This is a genomic window from Chitinophaga filiformis (assembly GCF_900102545.1).
GTDB classification, from domain to species: Bacteria; Bacteroidota; Bacteroidia; order Chitinophagales; family Chitinophagaceae; genus Chitinophaga; species Chitinophaga filiformis.
In genome coordinates this window covers 511,177-531,283 of the sequence record NZ_FNBN01000003.1, presented here as the reverse complement: position 1 = coordinate 531,283, position 20,107 = coordinate 511,177, and the positions used below count along the sequence as shown (strand labels likewise).

Here is a 20,107-nt window from a genome sequence, read left to right as displayed (position 1 = left end):
TACCTATGCGGCATTGTGGGCAATATACTTCACCAGGGAGCGCTTGGCAACGGGCAGTAAGGTTTCAGTGACCGGAAATACAAGCTTCGTATCAATGCGATATACAGCAGGAGTAGGCAATTCCCTGCGTTGCCGGATCAGGCTGGTTTTAATATGCTCACACGTATTTACCAGGTCTTTTGTATAGGTATCAAGGTATTGCGTATGAATTCCACGATATTTCTCATCATGGCGTTCAAAAATACTCAACCTGTATTCATATACTATCACATCCTGATAACGGCCATCACACAGGAATAAATACCCTTCCTGTGAATCCAGCGGTATCAGTCCCACAGGTGAAATATTCAGGCTTTCTTCCACAAATTCATAGATTTCCGTGCCCTCGCGGATAGCGCCGTTCATCTTCTGAATGGCGTATTGGATAATGGTTTCCAGCTCCTGCATCAGTTCATCATCTGCGATCATCTGTTCATAAAGTAATTGCAGACGCTCCATATTCACGGCAGTCAGGCGTTTTGGGAACTGCTGCTGCAGGAACTGTTTGTTTTCCCGGAAGGCAACCAGGTTGTTGTAATGAAAGATAACATCCCCCAGCTGAGGGTACAGCTTGTTTTGATTGAAATAACGGTTTATTTGCTGCAGATAAGCCAATAAAGTATACTTTTTCTGCTCAAAATCGATATAACCGTCTGCAAACCACGTTTCGCTCAGGCTACTCATACCAAAATAATTTAATGGATTATGTCTATTAATTTACAAAAAATCAGCCAACTATCCATAAAACGGAAGTGGTAATTACAGCCAGTGTTACCGGTATATTTACTTTATGAAATTATTTCCTGACGCGGTGTATTTATTGAACTTATTTGTTTATCTTCAATATTATTTTTCATTTTTTTAATTTTTTAGTCATGAACATTTACGTAGCCAACCTGCACTACAGGTTGAACGATGAAGACCTTCACCAGATATTTAGCGAATTTGGAGAGGTTACTTCCGCTAAAATTATCAAGGACCACGAGACTGGCCGTTCACGCGGTTTCGGATTCGTGGAAATGCCCAACCAGGAAGAAGGTAGCAAGGCTATGGATAGTTTGAACGGTACTGAAATCGAAGGCAAGCAACTGATGGTAAACGAAGCAAGACCTAAACAACCGAATAATAACTCAAGAGGTGGTGGATTCAATCGCGGTGGCGGCGGCGGATACGGCGGCGGCGGCGGTCGTGGTCGTTATTAATTCTGTTGGCCCAAGCTTATCTCGGTCAAGAAATTGAAAAAGCTCCCTTAACGGGAGCTTTTTTTATGCGGATATATTTCCTTGTCTATTGCTATTCTAAATCATCCTTTGCTATTCTATTCCAATAAAAAAGGGATGATATGCCGTGTTTATCCCCTATGAATACAGACAGATTGTATCATCTCCTGCTATTCCAAAGCAATAAAAGGGATGATATGCCATGTTTATCCCCTATGAATACAGACAGATTATATTATCTCCTGCTATTCTAAAGCAATAAAAGCGATGATATGCCGTGTTTATCCCCTATGAATACAGACAGATTATATCATCTTCTGCTATTCTAAAGCAATAAAAGGGATGATATACCGTGTTTATCCCCTATGAATACAGACAGATTGTATCATCTCCTGCTATTCCAAAGCTATAAAAGGGATGATATGCTGCGGATATCCCCTAAAATACGAATGATGAATACAGACAGATTGTATCATCCCTGTATTCATCATCCATACTGAATATGCAGATTTAGTATCTCCTGTTCGGATCAAAATTCTCCAGTTCCTGCGCTACTGCACTCAGGAAAGTAGAGCCTAATGCACCATCCACGATACGGTGATCGTAAGACAGTGACAGGTACATCATATGGCGGATAGCAATCGTATCACCCTGAGGCGTTTCTATTACAACAGGGCGTTTTTTGATAGCGCCTACTGCCAGGATAGCCACCTGCGGCTGATTGATGATCGGTGTACCTGCCAGACTGCCAAAGGTACCAACGTTAGTCAGGGTGATAGTACCATTCTGTGTATCATCTGGTTTCAACCTGTTCTGACGGGCTGCATTGGCCAGCTGATTCACCTGACGGGTCAGGCCAACCAGGTTCAGCATGTCGGCGTTACGGATCACCGGAACGATCAGGTTACCCGTAGGCAAAGCGGTTGCCATACCGATATTGATGTCTTTCTTAATAATGATCTTATCACCGTCGAGTGAACTGTTTAACAGCGGATAGCGTTTGATACATTTCACCATTGCTTCGATGAAGAGCGGTGTAAAGGTGATCTTCTCTCCTTCCAGTTTCTCGAAATCCCCTTTCACCTTGTCGCGCCATTTCACCATATTGGTCACATCTGCCTCTGCGAAGCTGGTCACATGCGGGCTGGTATGTTTGCTGCGTACCATATGTTCAGCGATCAGCTTACGCATACGATCCATCTCAATGATCTCCACATTGTTACCATAGCTGCCGGTGCTAACCGGAGCAGATGCTGTCTGTGAGCCAACACCATTGGTAACCGGAGCTGCAGAAGGAGTTACCGCGGCAGCCGGACGACTTACCGGTTGTTCTGCAGGCGCAGGCGCCTCTGTTCTTTGTGGGGCAGGTGCAGATGTAAGCCCCTTGCTCTTCGCTTCCACAAAGGTTAATATATCTTTCTTGGTCACACGGCCTTCATTGCCGGTACCGGGTATTTTTTCCAGTTCAGCAAAGCTGATACCTTCCTGCTGGGCAATAGTCAGCACCAGCGGAGAATAAAAACGGGCGCCACTGGTCACGAACTGCGCTTCATGAGGAGCACTTGCCGTTTCATATTGCGGGACATACACCTCTTCTCTTACAGCGGCAGCAGGCGCTTCCTGTGCTGCTACAGGAGCAACAGGGGCAGCTGTCGCAAAATCAGCATCAACAGCGGTATTGATACGTGCAATGACAGTACCTACCGGTACTACATCATTTTCCGCGTAGAGTATCTCGGTAATTTCCCCATCGGCGATAGAAGGTACTTCGCTATCCACCTTATCCGTCGCAATTTCAAGCACGGTTTCATCAGTTTTTACATGATCCCCCGGCTTCTTATGCCAGCGTAATATGGTGGCTTCCATAATACTTTCCCCCATTTTGGGCATTACCAGTTCTACAATGGCCATAAAATTGTGTTTAGCGTTTTGGTACGGAAACAAAAGTAAGGTTTATACTATCAACTTCCTCAATTCATTCATAGCATAAGTTGCTGTCATCTGTATGTTATTCAAGCGGTCATAACGCAACTGGTGCTTCACCGTCACCAGTTCCCTGGCACTGCCAGCAGCTATCCATACAGTACCTACCGGCTTTTCGGGAGTACCGCCATCAGGGCCCATGATGCCCGATACCGCTATAATATAATCAGTTTTTAACTGCTGCAAGGCCCCTCTGGCCATTTCTCTTACCACTGCCTCGCTCACCGCACCGTTGGCCTGTAATGTTTCCTGTTTTACCCCCAGCAAACCGCTTTTAATTTCGTTGGCATAACTCACAATGCTGCCTTTATACCAGGCAGAACTTCCCGGCACCAGGGTAATATTGTGGGCAATGAACCCGCCCGTACAGCTCTCTGCCGTACCTACCGTTTTACCTTTTTCCTTCAGCAGCTTACCCAGCACTTCACCGATAGGAAGGTCATCGTCTGCAACGGCAATGTCCGTCAGCAGTTCTTTCATCTGGTGAAAATAGATGGACAATGCAGCTGCGGTGGATAACTTATCTGCACCAAAAGCAGTGAGCCGCAGCTTTAATAAGCCATAAGACGGCAGGTAGGCCAGCTTGATATGCGGAGGCAATCCAGCCTCAAAATGGGTTAATCTTTCTGCTATAAACGACTCTCCCATGCCCGAAGTCAGCAATGTCTGGTGCACAATTGCCGGCGTCCTGAAATATTCCTGTAAGCGTGACAACACATGATCGGACATCAGTCCTTTCATTTCATGCGGTACGCCTGGCATGGACACATAGATCTTTCCATCCTTTTCAAACCACATACCCGGTGCAGTGCCCCTGGTGTTGTGCAGCACTGTGGCTACATCGGGTACCAGCGCCTGGTCCACATTACGCTGTAAGGTGGGCAGGCCTCTGCTTTCAAAGAATTCCATTACCTGCAGATAGGTAGCTTCATCCCGTACCAGCTGTCCCCCAAAATATTCACACAATACGGGTTTGGTAATATCATCGGCCGTAGGCCCCAGTCCTCCGGTAATCAGTACGATATCCGAGACTGCGCCTTCCTTCTCCAATGCCTCCAGGATGGCTTCTCTTACATCCCCGATGGCTACACGGCGGTGTACCCATATCCCCATCGCATTCAGTTGCTGCGCCATCCAGGCTGAATTCGTGTCTATCGTCTGTCCTATCAGTAGTTCATCTCCGATCGTGATGATACTTGCTACTACCTTATCCGCTTGCATTGTCATGATTTACATGCTTTTCTCAAAAAAAGGAGCCAGGCGTTCCATCATCACCGGCGGCATCCCGTACCGTAGTTTGGTATCTGCATGCAGGAATACCAGGGTGGTGACGCCTACGTTCAACAGCTCGCCCTTTTCATTGTATAGTTCTGTATGGAACCGGATCTTATGATCGACCGGCAATTCCTTCAATATAGTCTTCACTGTTATAAGATCATCGTAATAGGCCGGGCGCAAGTATTTTGAATTTAACTCTGCCACCGGCATAATAATTCCCTGTTTTTCCAGTTCAGCATAGGTAAAACCCAGCGTCCGGATGGCTTCTGCACGTCCTACTTCGTAATATAACGCATAATTGCCGTAGTAAAGGTATCCCATCTGGTCCGTTTCTCCATAGCGTACGCGTATCTGTGTCGTCTGTGTGAACATATTATCAGTCTTAAGGCCTGGCGCCCGCATTTACCGCAAAATGCATTCCGCGTTTCCGGCAACGCACAGGCGCCCGGGTGTTTAATTATTTTCCAATCAGGTGGTCCAGGCTGTATTTGCCAGGTCCGGCGAATAATATCGCAGTGAAAGCAGCCAGGAACAGGATGCCCATTTCATTCTGTGATAACGGTGCATTCTTCATTACCACAAATACGACAATGATCATACAGAATACCAGCGGAACAGCAGCAAGACGGGTCAGTAATCCGACAGCAACCAGTGCCGCACAAAGGGTTTCTGCGAAAATGGTCAGGGACAGGGATATTGTTTGTCCCACATGCAGCGGATCAGGGAATTTACCCACCATCTGGGAAAAACCCTTCAGCTTTGACAAGCCATGTGTGAACATCAGTGCACCAAAAACCACGCGCAATATCAGCATAGCAAAGTTGACAGCGCCGGTATTCACGCGCGATGTAAATAGTTTACTCATAGAGAAAATGGTTTAGTCCTGCAGATCTGCGTTACCTCCTGTCTGGCCGACAGGAATCATGCAGGCGCGTTTTTAAATTTTAAATGAACTGGTTTACAGATTGCGCCAAAAATATGATTAATAATAAACAATTAAAACCCCGTTATAATCCTTTTATTACGAGATGGTTCGGGAGGGCAACTGCGTACCTGCTGAAAGGAACTGCATCCTGCAGAGACAATGTTTATCCAATTTATCCTGAATGATGGCTGTTGGCGTACTAATACATCCACTTGTTTCCTGTGCTCCTCTATTTGACCGAGGCAATTATTTTTTGCACACAAACAGTACTGAAAACCAGAACATCCCGGTAATGCAGGTACCGGATCACCCGCCGTTTATACAAGTTGGTTTAATTCTTGCAAGTCAACACCTTAATTTCAGATCAGCACAGGCAAATCCGAAAGCAGGTTCCGCGTACCAGGTGCCGGTCATCCGGTTCCCGCACTGTCCCCCGGGGACGGCGTATAGCTTAATTAAATCCAATAGCTATATTTGTTGCTGTTTTTGTCTCCCTCAAAGCAATATATTATTGATTCTGAATGGAAAATAATTTCTGTTTGGGATCCGTTTTAAACGCATATTTAAGATATAACAGGTTAAAAGCATGCAATTCATAAGAAAGTTTCTTGTTCCCGGACATTTGTACTTATTCCTGGTGTCTTTCTGTATACTGGCTGCGCCTGTGTCAAAAGCACAGCAAACGCGCGTCTATACCGAGCCGGATAAAGTTTTCAAGGATGCCCAGCAACTTTTCCAGCAGGAAAAATATGCAGTGGCCATGCAATTGTTCCGGCAAACGATTGATAATATCAGCTATTTCCAGGAAACCAGCCGTAGCCTGGTAAAAACAGACGCCCAATATTATTATACCGTTTGTGCACTGAAACTGGGACAGGCCAATGCGGAAAAACTGGCGCTGGACTTCCTGGCCTTCTATAACAACAGTGCGAGGGAGCAGCTTGTCAGCTACCAGCTGGCGAAGTACTACTTCCATCAGAATAAACTGAAAGAGGCCATCCCCCTGTACGAGAAAGCCGATATCGAGAACCTTTCCAACAGCGAAATTGCAGAAGCAAAGTTTGAACTGGCTTACTGCTATTTTAATGTAAAAGACTTCCAGAAGGCCCAGCCGCTGTTTGGTTCCATTAAGGAGGTACCCGGTAAATACTATCTGCCGGCTAACTATTACTATGGCTTCATCGCCTATTACAACCGGCAGTACAATGAGGCGCTCACCAGCTTCCAGCGTGTGGTGAACGATCCTAAATACAGCACCATCGTTCCTTATTACATCGCAGAGATCTATTACTTCCAGAATAAAAAGGACCAGTTAATCAGTTATGCAGAACCTCTCCTTAAAAAGGGTGGGCTCTATTATGAGGCAGAACTGAAACAATTACTTGGTCAGGCGTATTTCGAAAGGAAAGATTACCAGAAAGCACTGCCTTATCTGCAGGAATTCCAGGACAACGCCGAGGAAGTAAGGAAAGAAGATATCTACCAGTTGTCTTACAGCTACTACCAGACCGGTAACTATAATAAAGCCATCAACGGTTTCAAGCAGTTGAGCAGTGAGCAGGACTCCCTGGGGCAGAACTCCATGTACCTGCTGGGCGATTGCTACCTGCGCACTAACCAGAAAGCCAATGCCCGCAACGCATTTGCCTTCTGTGCCCGTAACAGCGCCAATGCACAGCAACAGGAGATTTCGAAGTTCAACTACGGTAAGCTGTCCTACGAGCTGGGTTATCAGGATGCCGCTATCACAGAGCTGACCAGCTTCGTGAGCAGCTATCCGCAGTCGGCTTACAATAAAGAAGCCCGTGAGATACTGGTGAACCTGTTCCTGAACACCAACAACTATAATGATGCGCTGACCATCATCGAGGCCATGCCTGATAAGTCGCCAACAGTCCTGAAAGCATATCAGAAGGTAGCTTACGGCCGCGCTACAGAACTGATCAACGACCAGCAACTGGCAGAAGCTGACCGCCTGCTGGACATTTCATTAAAGAATCCTTACGATAAGAACCTGACGCAGCTGGCTCATTTCTGGAAAGCGGAAATTGCTATGCGACAGAATAAAACAGATGCTGCCATTGGTCATCTGAACGCTTACCTTACCGGCGGTGTACCTGCCTCCGGCGAAGCCAATGCACAGACAGCCAGCTATAACATGGGTTACAGTCTGCTGAAAAAAGAAGACTACACCCGCGCCCTTCAGCACTTTGAAGCAGCTCAGCGTACTACCGGTCCGAATGCATCACGTATCATCGCAGATGCTGCCCTCCGTAGCGCAGATTGTTATTATATGCTGAAAGATTATGGCAAGGCAATGGCGATGTACGATAAGATCATTGCCAATAATCAGGCGGGATCTGACTACGCGACCTACCAGAAAAGTATCATCCTCGGTATCCAGGGTAAAACGAATGAAAAGGTAGCCCTCCTGAAACAGCTGGGCAGCAAATATCCTTCTTCAGGTTTCGGTAATGACGCCGACCTGGAAATCGCCAATACTTACCTGGCGGAAGAGAAATACAACGAGGCCATCCCTTACCTGGAAAACGTATTGCAGAAACAACCTAACGGCCCTAATGCACCGCGTGCATTGCTGAAACTGGGTCTCTGCTATTTCAACAAGGATAATGATGACAAGGCTATCTCCTACTACCGCCAGGTGGTAGAGAAATATCCTAACTCTCCCGAAGCAAACGAGGCACTGGCTGCTGTAAAAGACATCTATGTAAATCAGGGTAAGACTGATGCCTATATTGCCTTGCTGAGATCTACAGGTCAATCCATCAGTGCATCTGCAGAAGACTCACTGAGCTATTCAGCAGCAGAAACAAAGTTCAGCAACGGCGACTGTGCAGGCGCTACCATCGCTTTCAACAGCTACCTGCAGCGATTCCCGAACGGGGCATTCGTTTTGCCGGCTAATTTCTACAAATCAGAATGTGCTTACAACAATAAGGATTATACTGGTGCATTGCCGGGTTATGAATTTGTGCTGACAAAGAACAATAGCCTGTATGCCGAGCGTGCCGCTTTACAGGCCGCCAACATCAACTTCTACCAGGTAAAGAATTATGAGAAAGCCCGCACCTACTATCTGCAGCTGCAGGACCTTTCGACCACCAAAGAGAATACTTTCGCCGCTACCCGCGGATTACTGCGCAGCAACTATTTCCTGAAACACTGGGATGAAGTGAACAGTTACGCTGAGATCCTGCTGTCCAGCAGTAACATCAGTACTGATGACCAGATCATTGGTCACGCGTATCTGGGCCGTGCGGAGCAGGAACAGGGCAACTACGATGAAGCCATCAAGGAATATAAGATAGCTGCGGGGCTGACCAAGTCTGAAATAGGTGCTGAAGCCCGTTATAACCTGGCTTACTGTCTGCTACAGAAAAATGACCTTGCAGGTGCTGAGAAAGCCGGTTTTGATGTAATAAAGAATACACCGGGATACGAAGTGTGGGTAGCAAAAGCCTACATCCTCCTGGGTGATGTATATACCCGTCAGAAAGACTACTTCAATGCAAAAGCTACCTTCCAGAGTATTGCAGAGAACTGTCCGATACCTGAGCTGAAACAGGAAGCGAAGGACAAACTGGCGAAAGTAGAAGCAGAAGAAAAAGCTGCCTCTAAAATCAAATCCAATAAATAATTCCGAATTACGTTAGCATGAACGCTTATATCAAACATATTCACCGGTTCCTGGCAGTAGCAGGTTGCAGTGCAGCAGGTATATTGATGCATCAGCAGGCATACGCGCAGGAGAACCTGAAAGAGGAAACGATCGATATCATTTCCAATTACCGCCCAAAACTGCGGGATGCGGCCAAACTGAACCTGACAGCGTCCCTGCCCGGTTTTGATACTACCCGTCCGCGTTTGCAATACCAGGTACCGGCCCTGAACCTTTATTTCATGTATCAGCCCATTCCCCTTAAACCACTGGCGCTGGGTAAGGATTCACTGAGCCAGTTACAGAACAACTTTATTAAGGTAGGTTATGGTAATCTCAGTACGCCGCTGGTACAGGCAGGTTTCGGTACCGGCAGGCAGGAAAAATATAACTTCGGATTGTATGTGAACTATACAGGCTCCAAAGGGGATATCAAAAACCAGGACTACAGCGCGCTTAATATACTCGGTTCAGGTACCTACTTTACTCCTCTCTGGGAAGTAAACGGCAGCGTTGGTTATGATCGCAACCAGGTACATTATTACGGATATGATCATGCAACGCTGGAATTTGCTAAAAACGACATCAGACAAACATTCAACCAGTTCACTGCACAAGTGGGTGTAAAGAACAGAACACTGAATGACTGGGCGTTTAAATTCGAGCCTTCCGCTAAGTTCATCTACTTCAGCGATTCCTATAAACGTAAAGAGCCTACCGCTATCCTGAAGGTTCCGGTGTCCAAGCAGTTGTTTGAGGATATCTACCTGAGAGCTGAGGGTATCTTTGACCTATCTTCCTTCAAAGAAGACGATCATGAGCAGATCAATAACAACGTAGTAGCCATTCACCCGGCACTGGAGATCATCAAGCCACGCTTTGTATTACATGCAGGTGTGAACCCTACCTGGACCAACAGTAAGTTCTACCTGCTGCCAGACATCGTGAACGAGTCGCACATTATCTATAAGAAAGTGATCCTGAGCAGTGGATGGATCTCTTACGTGAACAAGAACAGTTACCGCAACCTGGCTAACCAGAATCCGTTCATTGGCAGCTACGGCGAAGGTATTCTGAATACAAGAGTGGAAGAGAAGTACACTGGTATCAAAGGAACGATCGGCAGTCACTTTAACTACAATACCAAGTTTGCCGCTGTTACCTGGCATAACATGCCGCTGTTCGTTAATGACAGCATTGACGGTAAAACCTTCTACACCAAAAACGAGGAGGAGCTGAAAGCCTTTAACCTGCATGCAGAAGTAGGTTATATACAGGAAGAAAAGTTCCAGATGAGATTAGCGTTCGACTGGTTCAACTATAACAAACAGAAGACTGAGATCAAGCCATGGGGCCTGATCCCTTTCCAGGCAGACGCTTTTGCGCAGTATACCCTTGCTAAAAAGCTGCACCTGAATGCGAACCTGTACTACCTGGGCGGTACTTATTACCAGGTATTTGCAACGCAGGATTTCAACAAAACCAAGGGTAAATGGGACCTGAGCGCCGGTGCGAACTACGATATTGGTAAGAATTTCAACATCTGGGTGAATGCCAATAACCTGTTTAATTCCAAATACCAGCGCTGGTATGGATACCCCACCTACGGTCTGAATGTACTGGGAGGTGTGATGATTAAATTTTAAAATCGTAAAATTGCAGTCATAATCAAGGATTAAGGATCAGGAATTAAGATAATATATTGCCCCATTCCTGATCCTTAGCTCCTGATTCCGTTCGAGAGAGTCATTTTATAATAAATAGGAATATCTACGTAATTGGTACTACAGCAATACATACAGGAAATTTTGTTCAGACAGCACACCTGCTGTCTGCCCCAACTAGGCGTGTTTAAACTGACGCATACCCCGGCACGTTACGATGTTACCAATAAAACAATATCCCCTCCGGGAGAGATCATCACATTTGAGGAAACATTGACAAACGACGGAGGTCTGGTGGAATGGATCTCCCAGAAAGAGCTGCTGGTGCCTGCCATCGCGCAGCTCAAGATGGAGAAGTATATAGATGATTTCAAACAGCTCCTGAAAAAGGGTGAGCCGGTTGTAATACCCGGTGTAGGAAAATTGCACGCCAACACGGTGGGCAGGATCTCTTTTGAACAGGAACCACCCGCCATTACCAGGGACGTACTGCATGTCAGCCCTGTGATCAGGCAGGATGCCAGCCATAAGGTAACTGTAGGTACGAAGGAAGTAGTGAATAAGCAGGTGGTGGATCACCTGACGGCGTCATCGTCATCATCATCATCATCTTCTTCTTCTTCCTCTTCTACCCCATCAACGCCACCGGTTCCACCAGCAACACCTTCCAATGAGGGCGTTAAACCGCCGCTGGCAACAGGAGCAACAGCTGCTCCTACTGCAACGGAGGATTACGAATATGAGGGATACACCAGGGAAATACCTTCCAAACTACGCTGGCTGTGGATTGCTATCCCGATAGCGTCTGTCGCAACAGCCGTTATTGTATGGTATTCTGTTAATAAGAACAGGCCAGAGATCACAAGAGCAGAGAGCGTCCAGAATCCCGCTCCTGTTGAAGCGACACCGGTACCTGCGGCGCAAACAGCGGATAGTAACTCTCAGGCAGCTGCGGCTGCACCAGCTACGCCAGCGATGTTGGAATATGACATTATTTTTCAGGTATTTCCAACAAGAAAAGCTGGAGAAAGTATGTACAAAAAGCAGAAAGGCTGGGGGGCAGCCAGTGGTGCTGAGAGCTAACCGGGATTCATCGTCATTCATGCTGGGCGAGCACTTCCGGACGCCGGCAGCAGATACTACCACTATGAAAGATTCTATGACAAAGAAGTATACACCTAAAATTAAAGTCTTTTTGGAGCTGACTAAGCCCTGAAAGTGATCTATACATTATAACAGGCGGGGTAGCATTTCCGGAATGGCGAAAGTGCTACCCCGCCTCTTTTACGCCTGTCCTATCTTTCATCAAAGTATCTCACAACAATGAGAAAGGTCACTTACTGATACCAGAAAGACACCATCCAGTGGAATAAACATCCCTGAGAAGGAACCTGCCTTCAACCACAGCCATCCCGTGGGACAATAGAAAATTCCCCTTGACAACAGGCAATAGGCCTCCCTGAGACAATCTGTCTCTTCATGAAAACTACAGTCAGCTCTGATCCTGAATTACATTGGGGAAAACGTGTACCTGGAGCTATAGATACACTAGATCTCTTTTGCAACGATCTCCAGCCCTTCTTCAAAACTATGGGGAGCAAAACCCAGCTCTTTCACGGCCTTGTCTATAACAAAACCTGTTTTAGCGGGGCGTTTCGCAGGCTGTGTAAAGCTTTTGGCGTCTACCTTTTCAAGAAGCTGTGTGTTCAGTTTAAAATAACCGGCAGTTTGTACTGCCATCTGATAAGGGGTCAGTGTTTCCTTGCCTGAGATATGGAATATACCGGTGGCTTTTTTATCTGCTACCAGTTTGCATCCTATCGCAAGATCCTGTACAAGCGTTGGGGTACGCCATTGGTCATCCACGACCTTCAGTTTCTTACCCTGCTCCAGGTTACTCTTTACCCAGGTGATAATATTGCTGCGTTTGGGGTCGGCCGCTACACCGTATACCAGTACTGTACGTACGATAGCCCACGGAAGTTTACTGTTACGGACCATACTTTCTGCCGCCACCTTGCTGGAACCATAATAGCTGATGGGGTTGACTGCATCCTCTTCTGCATAGGGCCCCTGTAAACCGTCAAATACAAAGTCGGTAGACAGGAATATGAAGAAGGTGTTGGTCTTTTCGGCAGCCTGCAGTAAATAACGCGTTGCAGCTACATTGGTATCCCAGCAGAGGTCTTTATTACGTTCACAGTCATCTACCTGTGTCATAGCAGCAGCGTGGATGAGTATATCCGGCTGGTGCTTTTCCAGCAGGTGCCGCACACTGGTGGCATCCCGCAGATTGGTAGCTTCGTAGGTATATCCCGTCTGCATGGGCAGGCGGTTAGGGCCTCTTCCGCTGGCTATTACCTGATACCGGCCATCCTCCAAAAAAACTGGAATAAGGTGCTGGCCCAATAATCCATTGCTTCCTGTGATTAATACCTTCATTTCTATGCCTTTTACTAAAATTACGAATTCAGTTTCAATTCCGAATTATCAATTACAGCGGAACAATGGGTTTATCCTTTCCTATCTGCAATGACGGGACGCTGAAGTGGAGGTAATTGCAGCCAGACAGGAAGGCTGCATACAGCATGGACTGCAGGTCCGAGAGCCCGGAAAGCATATAAATCAGCTCAAAACATGAAGATCGCTTACACGGACATACGATATTTGCTAACGCTCTCTGGCAAAAAATAAGGCTGACCAGCTGGTCAGCCTTATTTTTTGACTATCGATGGCTCAGATAAGCAGAAGTCTTATTCCCACCATAATTTTAATGGATGGTCAAGATCTGTGTCTAATTTGAATGGTCGTTTATCTGCCGGAGCGGTGATACCGGCCGGCCATTCTGCTACTTCCAGCGTACCTGCCTGCAGACCGAGTTCTGAGATAGTGGTGGCCATTCTTACGCCCGGTTCAGGGGTACCTGCCATTGCGAAACAATTGGTGATAACAGAAGTGCTGTTGGTTGACGTTGGCCCCACGGCACGGAACCGGGAGACATCCGCGTTGTAATCATGTGCAATAGCATAGCTGTTGGATATATGACCATCTCCTCCAGGCACACCGGCGAGTCCGCCAGCACCATAGGCTTCGAAGGAGAAATAAGAGTAACTCATGTTGATGTTGCACTCTCCGAAACTGCCCATCAGGCCCCCTACGTTACTTGCTTTCAGATGTCCACGGAAAGAACAACCTGTCATATTGGTCCTGTAGTTGAATCCGGAAATGCCACCTGCGTATGAAGATGCTTCCATTCCTGCCAGAATATTACCTTTCACCGAACAAGCAATAATATTTGCTTTCCAGGAAAAACCTACTATACCTCCAAATTGTCCCTCCAAGCCCACAAGGCCCTCGGGAGCAATTTCGAGCCTGATATTCTTTATTATGCTGCCACTGTCTGCATAGGAGAACAAGCCTATGTATGAAGCCTCGTTTTCTTTATGAGGCGCGTTGATCTTCAGGTTTGTGATCTTGTGTCCCTGTCCGTCATAACTGCCCTTCAGGCTGCGAAAGCAAGGAGCCCTGTTGAACAGCGTATCCGGGAAAGCGAAATCCTGTACCTGCACATAATGATCTGATACATCAGGATTACGGATGGTAAACATGTTGATGAAATCACGGTAGTCTCTGATCTTGTATTCGGCCTTTTCGGTTTTTGCCTGTATTGTTGTATCAGGGCCACTAAATGTTACCTTCAGGGTCATTTCACCATCACGGTAATGCATTAATCCATTTAATTGGAGTGTTGCGCCACCACTTGCATCCAGCTTACCACTGCCTTTCACCAATGTATCTGTTGCTTTTTTCAGGCCATTGCTGCCGGCCAGTTCATAAGTAAATGCCCTGCCGGATACGCCATTGCTGACTTTTGCATAAATGCCTGGTCCAGTAGGCATTGTGGAAAGCTCAAATGCTCCGATCTGGTTATAGTTAAAGGAAACCTGGGTTTTGTCAGGGGCCGGTTGGGGCGTTGGAGTTCCAGAATCGCCGTCTTTACTGCAGGCGGCCGCTAACAGCATGGCTACTGTTAAAGCAGATAGGTATAAGTGTCTCATGTATAGGAATTCTTGGTTTAGAATTGACGTAAAATTATTAAAAATACTCATATAAGTGCTGTATAGAAAAGCATTCGGGAAAACCGTATCTGCGTTTCCAGGCACCTGTACCGTTAGTAAAAGATGGCACTATAATGAGGTAAGAACTACATACAAGGAGTCAGGGTCATCCTAAATTACGATTGATCAAGGCTTCAGCCAGTAAGTGAACTGAAAAAAAAGGCCGTATCGGTGTGATACGGCCTTTGACGTTAATTAGTCTATATTTATTTAAAGCTCATACCCAGGTTATACATGGTAAACGCCCATACATCGGCTGATTCGTCGATCAGCTTGGAAGTCGGTTTACCAGCGCCATGGCCTGCCTGCGTTTCTATACGTATAAGCGTTGGGTTAGTACCGGCATTAGCCGCCTGCAGAGCAGCGGCAAATTTAAACGAGTGTGCCGGTACCACGCGGTCATCATGATCTGCGGTTGTGATCAGCGTAGCCGGATACTGCGTACCCGCTTTCAGGTTATGCAGCGGAGAGTACTTGTACAGATAAGGGAATTGATCCGCTTTAGCGCTTGTACCAAACTCGGTTACCCATGCCCAGCCAATGGTAAAGTTCTGGAAACGCAGCATATCCATCACTCCCACTGCAGGCAATGCCACCTTGAACAGGTCAGGGCGCTGTGTCATACATGCACCCACCAGCAATCCGCCATTGGAGCCTCCACGGATAGCCAGTTTCGAAGGACTGGTATATTTAGACTTTACCAGGAACTCTGCAGCCGAGATGAAATCATCAAATACATTCTGTTTTTTCTCCAGCATACCCGCCTTGTGCCATGCTTCACCATATTCATTTCCTCCCCTCAAAGACACTACAGCGTAAATCCCCCCCTGCTCCATGAAGAAGAGATTGGAAACGCTGAACCCAGGTGTCATAGGGATATTGAAACCACCATAACCGTAGAGCAGTACGGGATTCTGACCGTTCAGCTTAATACCTTTCTTATAAGACAGGAACACAGGCACTTTTGTACCGTCCTTGCTGGTAAAGAAAAGCTGTTTGGTCTCATAATCCTCCTGGCGGAACTTTACTTCTGTTTTAATGTAGAGGCTTGACTTACCCGTGGCAATGTCATATCTATATATAGTTGCCGGCGCTACAAAGGATGTAAAGGAATAGAATAACTCCTTATCCACAGCAGTCGCCGAAAAACCACCGGCAGTACCAATACCCGGAAGGGCGATCTGCCAGTCAAGCTTACCATCATAAGCATATTGGGCTACCCTTGAAGAGGCGTCTTTCAGATAGGTAGCGAATAGTCTTTTGCCACCAGTGCTCACTCCCTGCAATACTTCTTTTTGTTCAGGTATGATGAGCTTACGACTGGAAGGATTCTTCGGATCTACAAGCTCGACCTTATAGTTTGGCGCTCCCTCATTGGTAATGATCAGCAGTTTATCGCCGTCATTGTCGATCACATTGGGTTCGAACTCGAAGCCTTTTACCAGCAACCTGAATTCTTTCTGGTTAGGGTCCTGCAGGTCCCAGTAGGATAGCTGGTTGCCGGAAGTACCTTCAGATTCATGCAGGATCAGGAAGCGTTCATCTTCTGTAACATCTATACCAAGGGTGCGCAGCGGATGTTCCTTATCCTGGTAGATCAGCTCATCCTGATCCTGGGAAGTGCCCAGGCGATGGAAGTATACTTTATGGAATTCGTTCTTTTTGGATAGTTTGCTCTCTTCTGTGGGCTTGTCGTACCGACTGTAGTAAAAGCCATCCTTCCTCCAGGAGATGCCACTGAACTTGATCCAGTCGATCGAGTCTTTCAGCAGTTGTTTGCTTTCCACATCCATTATAAAGGCCTGTTGCCAGTCAGAACCTGCCTTGGCAATCTGGTAGGCCATATATTTCGCGTCCTTTGAAAAGGAGATGCTACCCAATGCTACAGTACCTGTTTCTGAGAACTTGTTAGGATCAATGAAAACCTCAGGCGTACCTGTCAGGGATTTCCGGCGGTACAGCACGGCCTGATTCTGCAATCCATCATTCTTAAAAAAATAGTAATACTCTCCTTTTTTAAATGGAGTGCCTACCTTCGGGTAGTTCCACAGCTCTTCAAGCCGCTTCTTAATAGCTCCGTGAAAGGGAATCTTATTAAGATAATCGTTGGTAACGGCGTTCTCTGCCTTTACCCACGCTTTGGTTTCGGGACTGTTATCATCTTCCAGCCAGCGATACGGATCGGCAACGATGGTACCATGGTAGTTGTCTGTAACGTCTGTTTTATTGGTCTGCGGATAAATAATTCCGTTCTGTTGTTGCGCCATTGCTGGTCCTGTTATCATAAATAAATACAAAAAAGTAAAGATAGGATGTCTGAGTGTACGTGTTTTCATTTGAACTATTTGGGTTTACATTTAAATTATATCTATGTATATTTTTTAAAAATTTTATCTGATTGGTTAATTAAAAATGAAAATTTCGTGTAATTCATCAGAATACTATTAGAAAGAATACGCAAAATGTTATTTTTGTGCGCCACTTAGATATTTTCCTGGCAATTTATGCATAAGCAGCGTGATTTACAGGAAAAAAGGTAAAAGCAGGGGGTTGGAAAACAGGGGATGCAATATCACACGTTAGGGGTATACAGGAGATATGGAAGCTGATGAGAAGACACAGGATTCCCTGAAATCCACCATAAAAACGAAGAGAGGGAAATAAACATAACTATGAAAAAAGTTTCTAACATCGCAGTTCTTACATCAGGCGGAGACGCGCCTGGCATGAATGCCGCCGTTCGTGCAGTTGTAAGGACCGGAATTTACCATCAGTTAAATGTGTATGGTGTTATGTATGGCTACAGGGGAATGCTGAAGAATGAAATATTTCCCTTGGAGTCCAAATCTGTGGCTAACATCATTCAGCGGGGGGGTACTATTCTAAAGACCGCACGTTGTAAAGAGTTTTATGAAGCAGAAGGCAGACAGAAAGCCTACGAAAATCTCAAGAAACACAATATTGATGGTATCGTAGTTATCGGAGGCGACGGTTCATTCAACGGAGCATATAAGATGAGCCAGGAGTTTGACATTCCATGTATCGGTTTACCTGGCACTATCGACAAGGATATTGCAGGTACTGATTTTACTATCGGTTTTGATACGGCAGTGAACACAGCTGTGGATGCAATTGACAAGATCCGCGATACAGCTGATGCGCACGACCGTTTATTTGTTATAGAAGTAATGGGACGTGATGCAGGTTATATTGCCCTGCACAGTGGTATTTCCACTGGTGCTGAGCACATCATGACCCCGGAACACCTGATCGATGTACAGGATATCATTGAAGACCTGCAGACGAACGAGCGCCGCAGGAAGCTGGTGAATATCATAGTAGTTGCTGAAGGTTCCATCGCCGGCGGTGCTGAAGAAGTAGCCCGTCAGGTAAAAGCCAGTTGTCCGCAGCTGGATACACGTGTATGTATCCTCGGGCACATACAGCGTGGTGGCTCTCCCTCCTGTCAGGACCGTATCCTGGCCAGCCGTATGGGTTATGCAGCAGTAGAAGCACTGTTAAACGGTACTTCTAATGTAATGGTAGGCATTGTAAACAACAAAATCCAATATACCCCTCTGGAACAGGCTATCAAAGCCAAAGAGCACCTTGATCCGGAATGGTTAAAGATGGTTAAAATACTTGCGAGTTAAAAAATAGAGCTATGAGTACAAAAGATTTATCAAAATACGTACACAAACAGATGGATCATGAAGCTTCCCGTGCACATTCCCAGCACAAAACCAAAATCGTAGCAACTGTCGGCCCAGCCTGCGATACCTATGAAGGCTTACTTGCATTAGTAAGAGCCGGCGTTAACGTGTTCCGTCTGAACTTCTCACATGGCTCGCACGAGGATAAACTGCGTATTATCCAGTATATCCGTCAGATCAACAAAACCGAGCCTTACAATGTAGCCATCCTGGCTGACCTGCAAGGCCCTAAACTGCGTGTTGGTGAGATCGAGAACAATGCATTGCCACTGGTGGCTGGTCAGATCCTGACCTTCGTGAATGAGAAAGTAGTGGGTAATGCCGTTAAGATCTACGTTTCCTACGCAGACCTGCACAAAGACGTTAAACCAGGTCAGAAAATCCTCCTGGATGACGGTAAAATTGAAACCGTAGTTAGAGAGATCACTGCCGAAGGCGAGATCAAAGCTGAAGTAACCCTGCCAGGTGTACTGTCTTCCAAAAAAGGCTTCAACCTGCCAGATACCAAAGTTTCCCTGCCGGCACTGACCGAAAAAGATATCGTGGATCTGGAATTCATCATCGATCACGAATGTGACTGGGTTGCCCTGTCCTTTGTTAGACACGTAGATGACCTCCAGCTGATCCGCAAACGCCTGAAAGAACGCAATTCCAAAATGAAGGTGATCTCCAAGATCGAGAAACCTGAAGCAATTGCGAACCTGAAGGAAATCATCTGGGAAAGCGATGGCGTAATGATCGCCCGTGGTGACCTGGGTGTGGAACTGCCTGTTGAGCAGATCCCAATGATCCAGAAAGATATCATCCGTAAATGTATCCACCGTGCTAAGCCTGTAATCGTGGCTACGCAGATGATGGAAAGCATGATAGACCGTACCCGTCCTAACCGTAGTGAAATCACTGACGTAGCGAACGCGGTACTGGAAGGTGCTGATGCCGTAATGCTGAGTGGTGAGACCGCAACAGGTCAGTTCCCTGAGCTGGTGATCCAGACCATGAGAAAGATCATCGGTGAAGTAGAGAAAGAAGACATCATCTACAACCGTAACCTGATCCCTCACCGTCACTCTCCTACCTTCCTGAGCGATGCCCTGTGTTACAACGCCTGTAAGATGGCAGAAGACCTGGATGCTGATGCGCTGATCGGTATGACCCAGAGCGGTTACACCGGCTTCATGCTGAGCAGCTACCGTCCACGTTCTCCGCTGTTCATCTTCACCAAGGAAAAAACACTGGTGAATCAGCTGAGCCTGAGCTGGGGTGTACGCGCCTTCTTCTATGATGGTGAAGAAAGCCTGGATGGAATCATCTCTGACCAGATCAATATCCTGAAAGAAAGAGGTTTCGTGAAACCAGCCGACATTGTAGTAAACACCGGCAGCACGCCAGTAGCAGAACACCTGCCTACCAACACGATCAAGATCTCCACAGTTGCTGAATAAGCAAAGAGTGGAACAACATTATATAAATAAAAAGGTCTCGTTTAAT

The 20,107-nt window shown here is 46.4% G+C and carries 14 protein-coding genes; 6 read left to right on the top strand and 8 right to left on the bottom strand.

All coding sequences use genetic code 11. The features are described from left to right. Positions 1–3: 3 nt before the first annotated feature. Positions 4–723 (bottom strand): hypothetical protein, encoded by a 720-nt coding sequence (locus BLR32_RS14420; protein ID WP_089832927.1) that lies wholly within the window; start codon positions 721–723, stop codon positions 4–6. Between the two features lie 191 nt (positions 724–914). Here BLR32_RS14420 and BLR32_RS14415 point away from each other — a divergent pair, with 191 nt between their 5' ends. Beyond that, entirely contained in the window at positions 915–1,241 is a 327-nt protein-coding gene (locus tag BLR32_RS14415; protein ID WP_089832925.1) for an RNA recognition motif domain-containing protein, read from the top strand. 528 nt (positions 1,242–1,769) lie between these two features. Here BLR32_RS14415 and BLR32_RS14410 read toward each other — a convergent pair. From BLR32_RS14410 to BLR32_RS14395, 4 genes are all read right to left on the bottom strand, one after another. Continuing rightward, positions 1,770–3,170 (bottom strand): dihydrolipoamide acetyltransferase family protein, encoded by a 1,401-nt coding sequence (locus BLR32_RS14410; protein WP_089832923.1) that lies wholly within the window; start codon positions 3,168–3,170, stop codon positions 1,770–1,772. A gap of 42 nt (positions 3,171–3,212) precedes the next feature. Further along, a complete protein-coding gene (locus BLR32_RS14405) occupies positions 3,213–4,469 on the bottom strand; it encodes a CinA family nicotinamide mononucleotide deamidase-related protein (RefSeq protein WP_089832921.1) in 1,257 nt (418 codons plus the stop codon). A gap of 3 nt (positions 4,470–4,472) precedes the next feature. After that, a complete protein-coding gene (locus BLR32_RS14400; RefSeq protein ID WP_089834165.1) occupies positions 4,473–4,892 on the bottom strand; it encodes an acyl-CoA thioesterase in 420 nt (139 codons plus the stop codon). 85 nt (positions 4,893–4,977) lie between these two features. After that, positions 4,978–5,385 carry a DoxX family protein gene (locus BLR32_RS14395; protein ID WP_089832920.1) on the bottom strand — a complete coding sequence of 136 codons (408 nt, stop codon included), beginning with the start codon at positions 5,383–5,385 and terminating at the stop codon, positions 4,978–4,980. A 646-nt stretch (positions 5,386–6,031) separates the two neighbouring features. Between BLR32_RS14395 and BLR32_RS14390 the strand changes: the two genes are divergently transcribed. The 3 genes from BLR32_RS14390 (at position 6,032) to BLR32_RS14380 (ending at position 11,871) form a co-directional block, all read left to right on the top strand. After that, positions 6,032–9,103 carry a tetratricopeptide repeat protein gene (locus BLR32_RS14390; RefSeq protein ID WP_089832918.1) on the top strand — a complete coding sequence of 1,024 codons (3,072 nt, stop codon included), beginning with the start codon at positions 6,032–6,034 and terminating at the stop codon, positions 9,101–9,103. Between the two features lie 17 nt (positions 9,104–9,120). Further along, positions 9,121–10,770: a TonB-dependent receptor gene (locus BLR32_RS14385; RefSeq protein ID WP_089832916.1), complete on the top strand. Its 1,650-nt coding sequence runs from the start codon at positions 9,121–9,123 to the stop codon at positions 10,768–10,770. A 132-nt stretch (positions 10,771–10,902) separates the two neighbouring features. Further along, positions 10,903–11,871, top strand: coding sequence for an HU domain-containing protein (locus BLR32_RS14380; protein WP_089832914.1), 969 nt, complete (start codon positions 10,903–10,905; stop codon positions 11,869–11,871). Between the two features lie 465 nt (positions 11,872–12,336). Here BLR32_RS14380 and BLR32_RS14375 read toward each other — a convergent pair whose 3' ends face one another. The 3 genes from BLR32_RS14375 to BLR32_RS14365 form a co-directional block, all read right to left on the bottom strand. Beyond that, entirely contained in the window at positions 12,337–13,230 is an 894-nt protein-coding gene (locus BLR32_RS14375) for an SDR family oxidoreductase (RefSeq protein WP_089832912.1), read from the bottom strand. 311 nt (positions 13,231–13,541) lie between these two features. Then, positions 13,542–14,846, bottom strand: a complete 1,305-nt coding sequence (locus BLR32_RS14370; protein WP_089832910.1) for a hypothetical protein — start codon at positions 14,844–14,846, stop codon at positions 13,542–13,544. Between the two features lie 266 nt (positions 14,847–15,112). Beyond that, positions 15,113–17,242 carry a prolyl oligopeptidase family serine peptidase gene (locus tag BLR32_RS14365; protein WP_176842284.1) on the bottom strand — a complete coding sequence of 710 codons (2,130 nt, stop codon included), beginning with the start codon at positions 17,240–17,242 and terminating at the stop codon, positions 15,113–15,115. Between the two features lie 336 nt (positions 17,243–17,578). On the opposite strand from BLR32_RS14365, the gene pfkA reads away from it, so the two are divergent. Together pfkA and pyk are read left to right on the top strand one after the other, a co-directional pair. Beyond that, entirely contained in the window at positions 17,579–18,559 is a 981-nt protein-coding gene (pfkA, locus tag BLR32_RS14360) for a 6-phosphofructokinase (RefSeq protein ID WP_089832908.1), read from the top strand. Between the two features lie 11 nt (positions 18,560–18,570). Continuing rightward, positions 18,571–20,061: a pyruvate kinase gene (pyk, locus tag BLR32_RS14355; protein WP_176842283.1), complete on the top strand. Its 1,491-nt coding sequence runs from the start codon at positions 18,571–18,573 to the stop codon at positions 20,059–20,061. Positions 20,062–20,107: the final 46 nt, after the last annotated feature.

Coding starts and splice junctions, on each gene's coding strand:
- BLR32_RS14365 (WP_176842284.1), bottom strand. CDS start 17,242: ATGAAAACACGTACACTCAGACATCCTATCTTTACTTTTTTGTATTTA.
- BLR32_RS14420 (WP_089832927.1), bottom strand. CDS start 723: ATGAGTAGCCTGAGCGAAACGTGGTTTGCAGACGGTTATATCGATTTT.
- BLR32_RS14370 (WP_089832910.1), bottom strand. CDS start 14,846: ATGAGACACTTATACCTATCTGCTTTAACAGTAGCCATGCTGTTAGCG.
- BLR32_RS14415 (WP_089832925.1), top strand. CDS start 915: ATGAACATTTACGTAGCCAACCTGCACTACAGGTTGAACGATGAAGAC.
- BLR32_RS14395 (WP_089832920.1), bottom strand. CDS start 5,385: ATGAGTAAACTATTTACATCGCGCGTGAATACCGGCGCTGTCAACTTT.
- pfkA (WP_089832908.1), top strand. CDS start 17,579: ATGAAAAAAGTTTCTAACATCGCAGTTCTTACATCAGGCGGAGACGCG.
- BLR32_RS14385 (WP_089832916.1), top strand. CDS start 9,121: ATGAACGCTTATATCAAACATATTCACCGGTTCCTGGCAGTAGCAGGT.
- BLR32_RS14375 (WP_089832912.1), bottom strand. CDS start 13,230: ATGAAGGTATTAATCACAGGAAGCAATGGATTATTGGGCCAGCACCTT.
- BLR32_RS14390 (WP_089832918.1), top strand. CDS start 6,032: ATGCAATTCATAAGAAAGTTTCTTGTTCCCGGACATTTGTACTTATTC.
- BLR32_RS14400 (WP_089834165.1), bottom strand. CDS start 4,892: ATGTTCACACAGACGACACAGATACGCGTACGCTATGGAGAAACGGAC.
- BLR32_RS14410 (WP_089832923.1), bottom strand. CDS start 3,170: ATGGCCATTGTAGAACTGGTAATGCCCAAAATGGGGGAAAGTATTATG.
- BLR32_RS14405 (WP_089832921.1), bottom strand. CDS start 4,469: ATGACAATGCAAGCGGATAAGGTAGTAGCAAGTATCATCACGATCGGA.
- pyk (WP_176842283.1), top strand. CDS start 18,571: ATGAGTACAAAAGATTTATCAAAATACGTACACAAACAGATGGATCAT.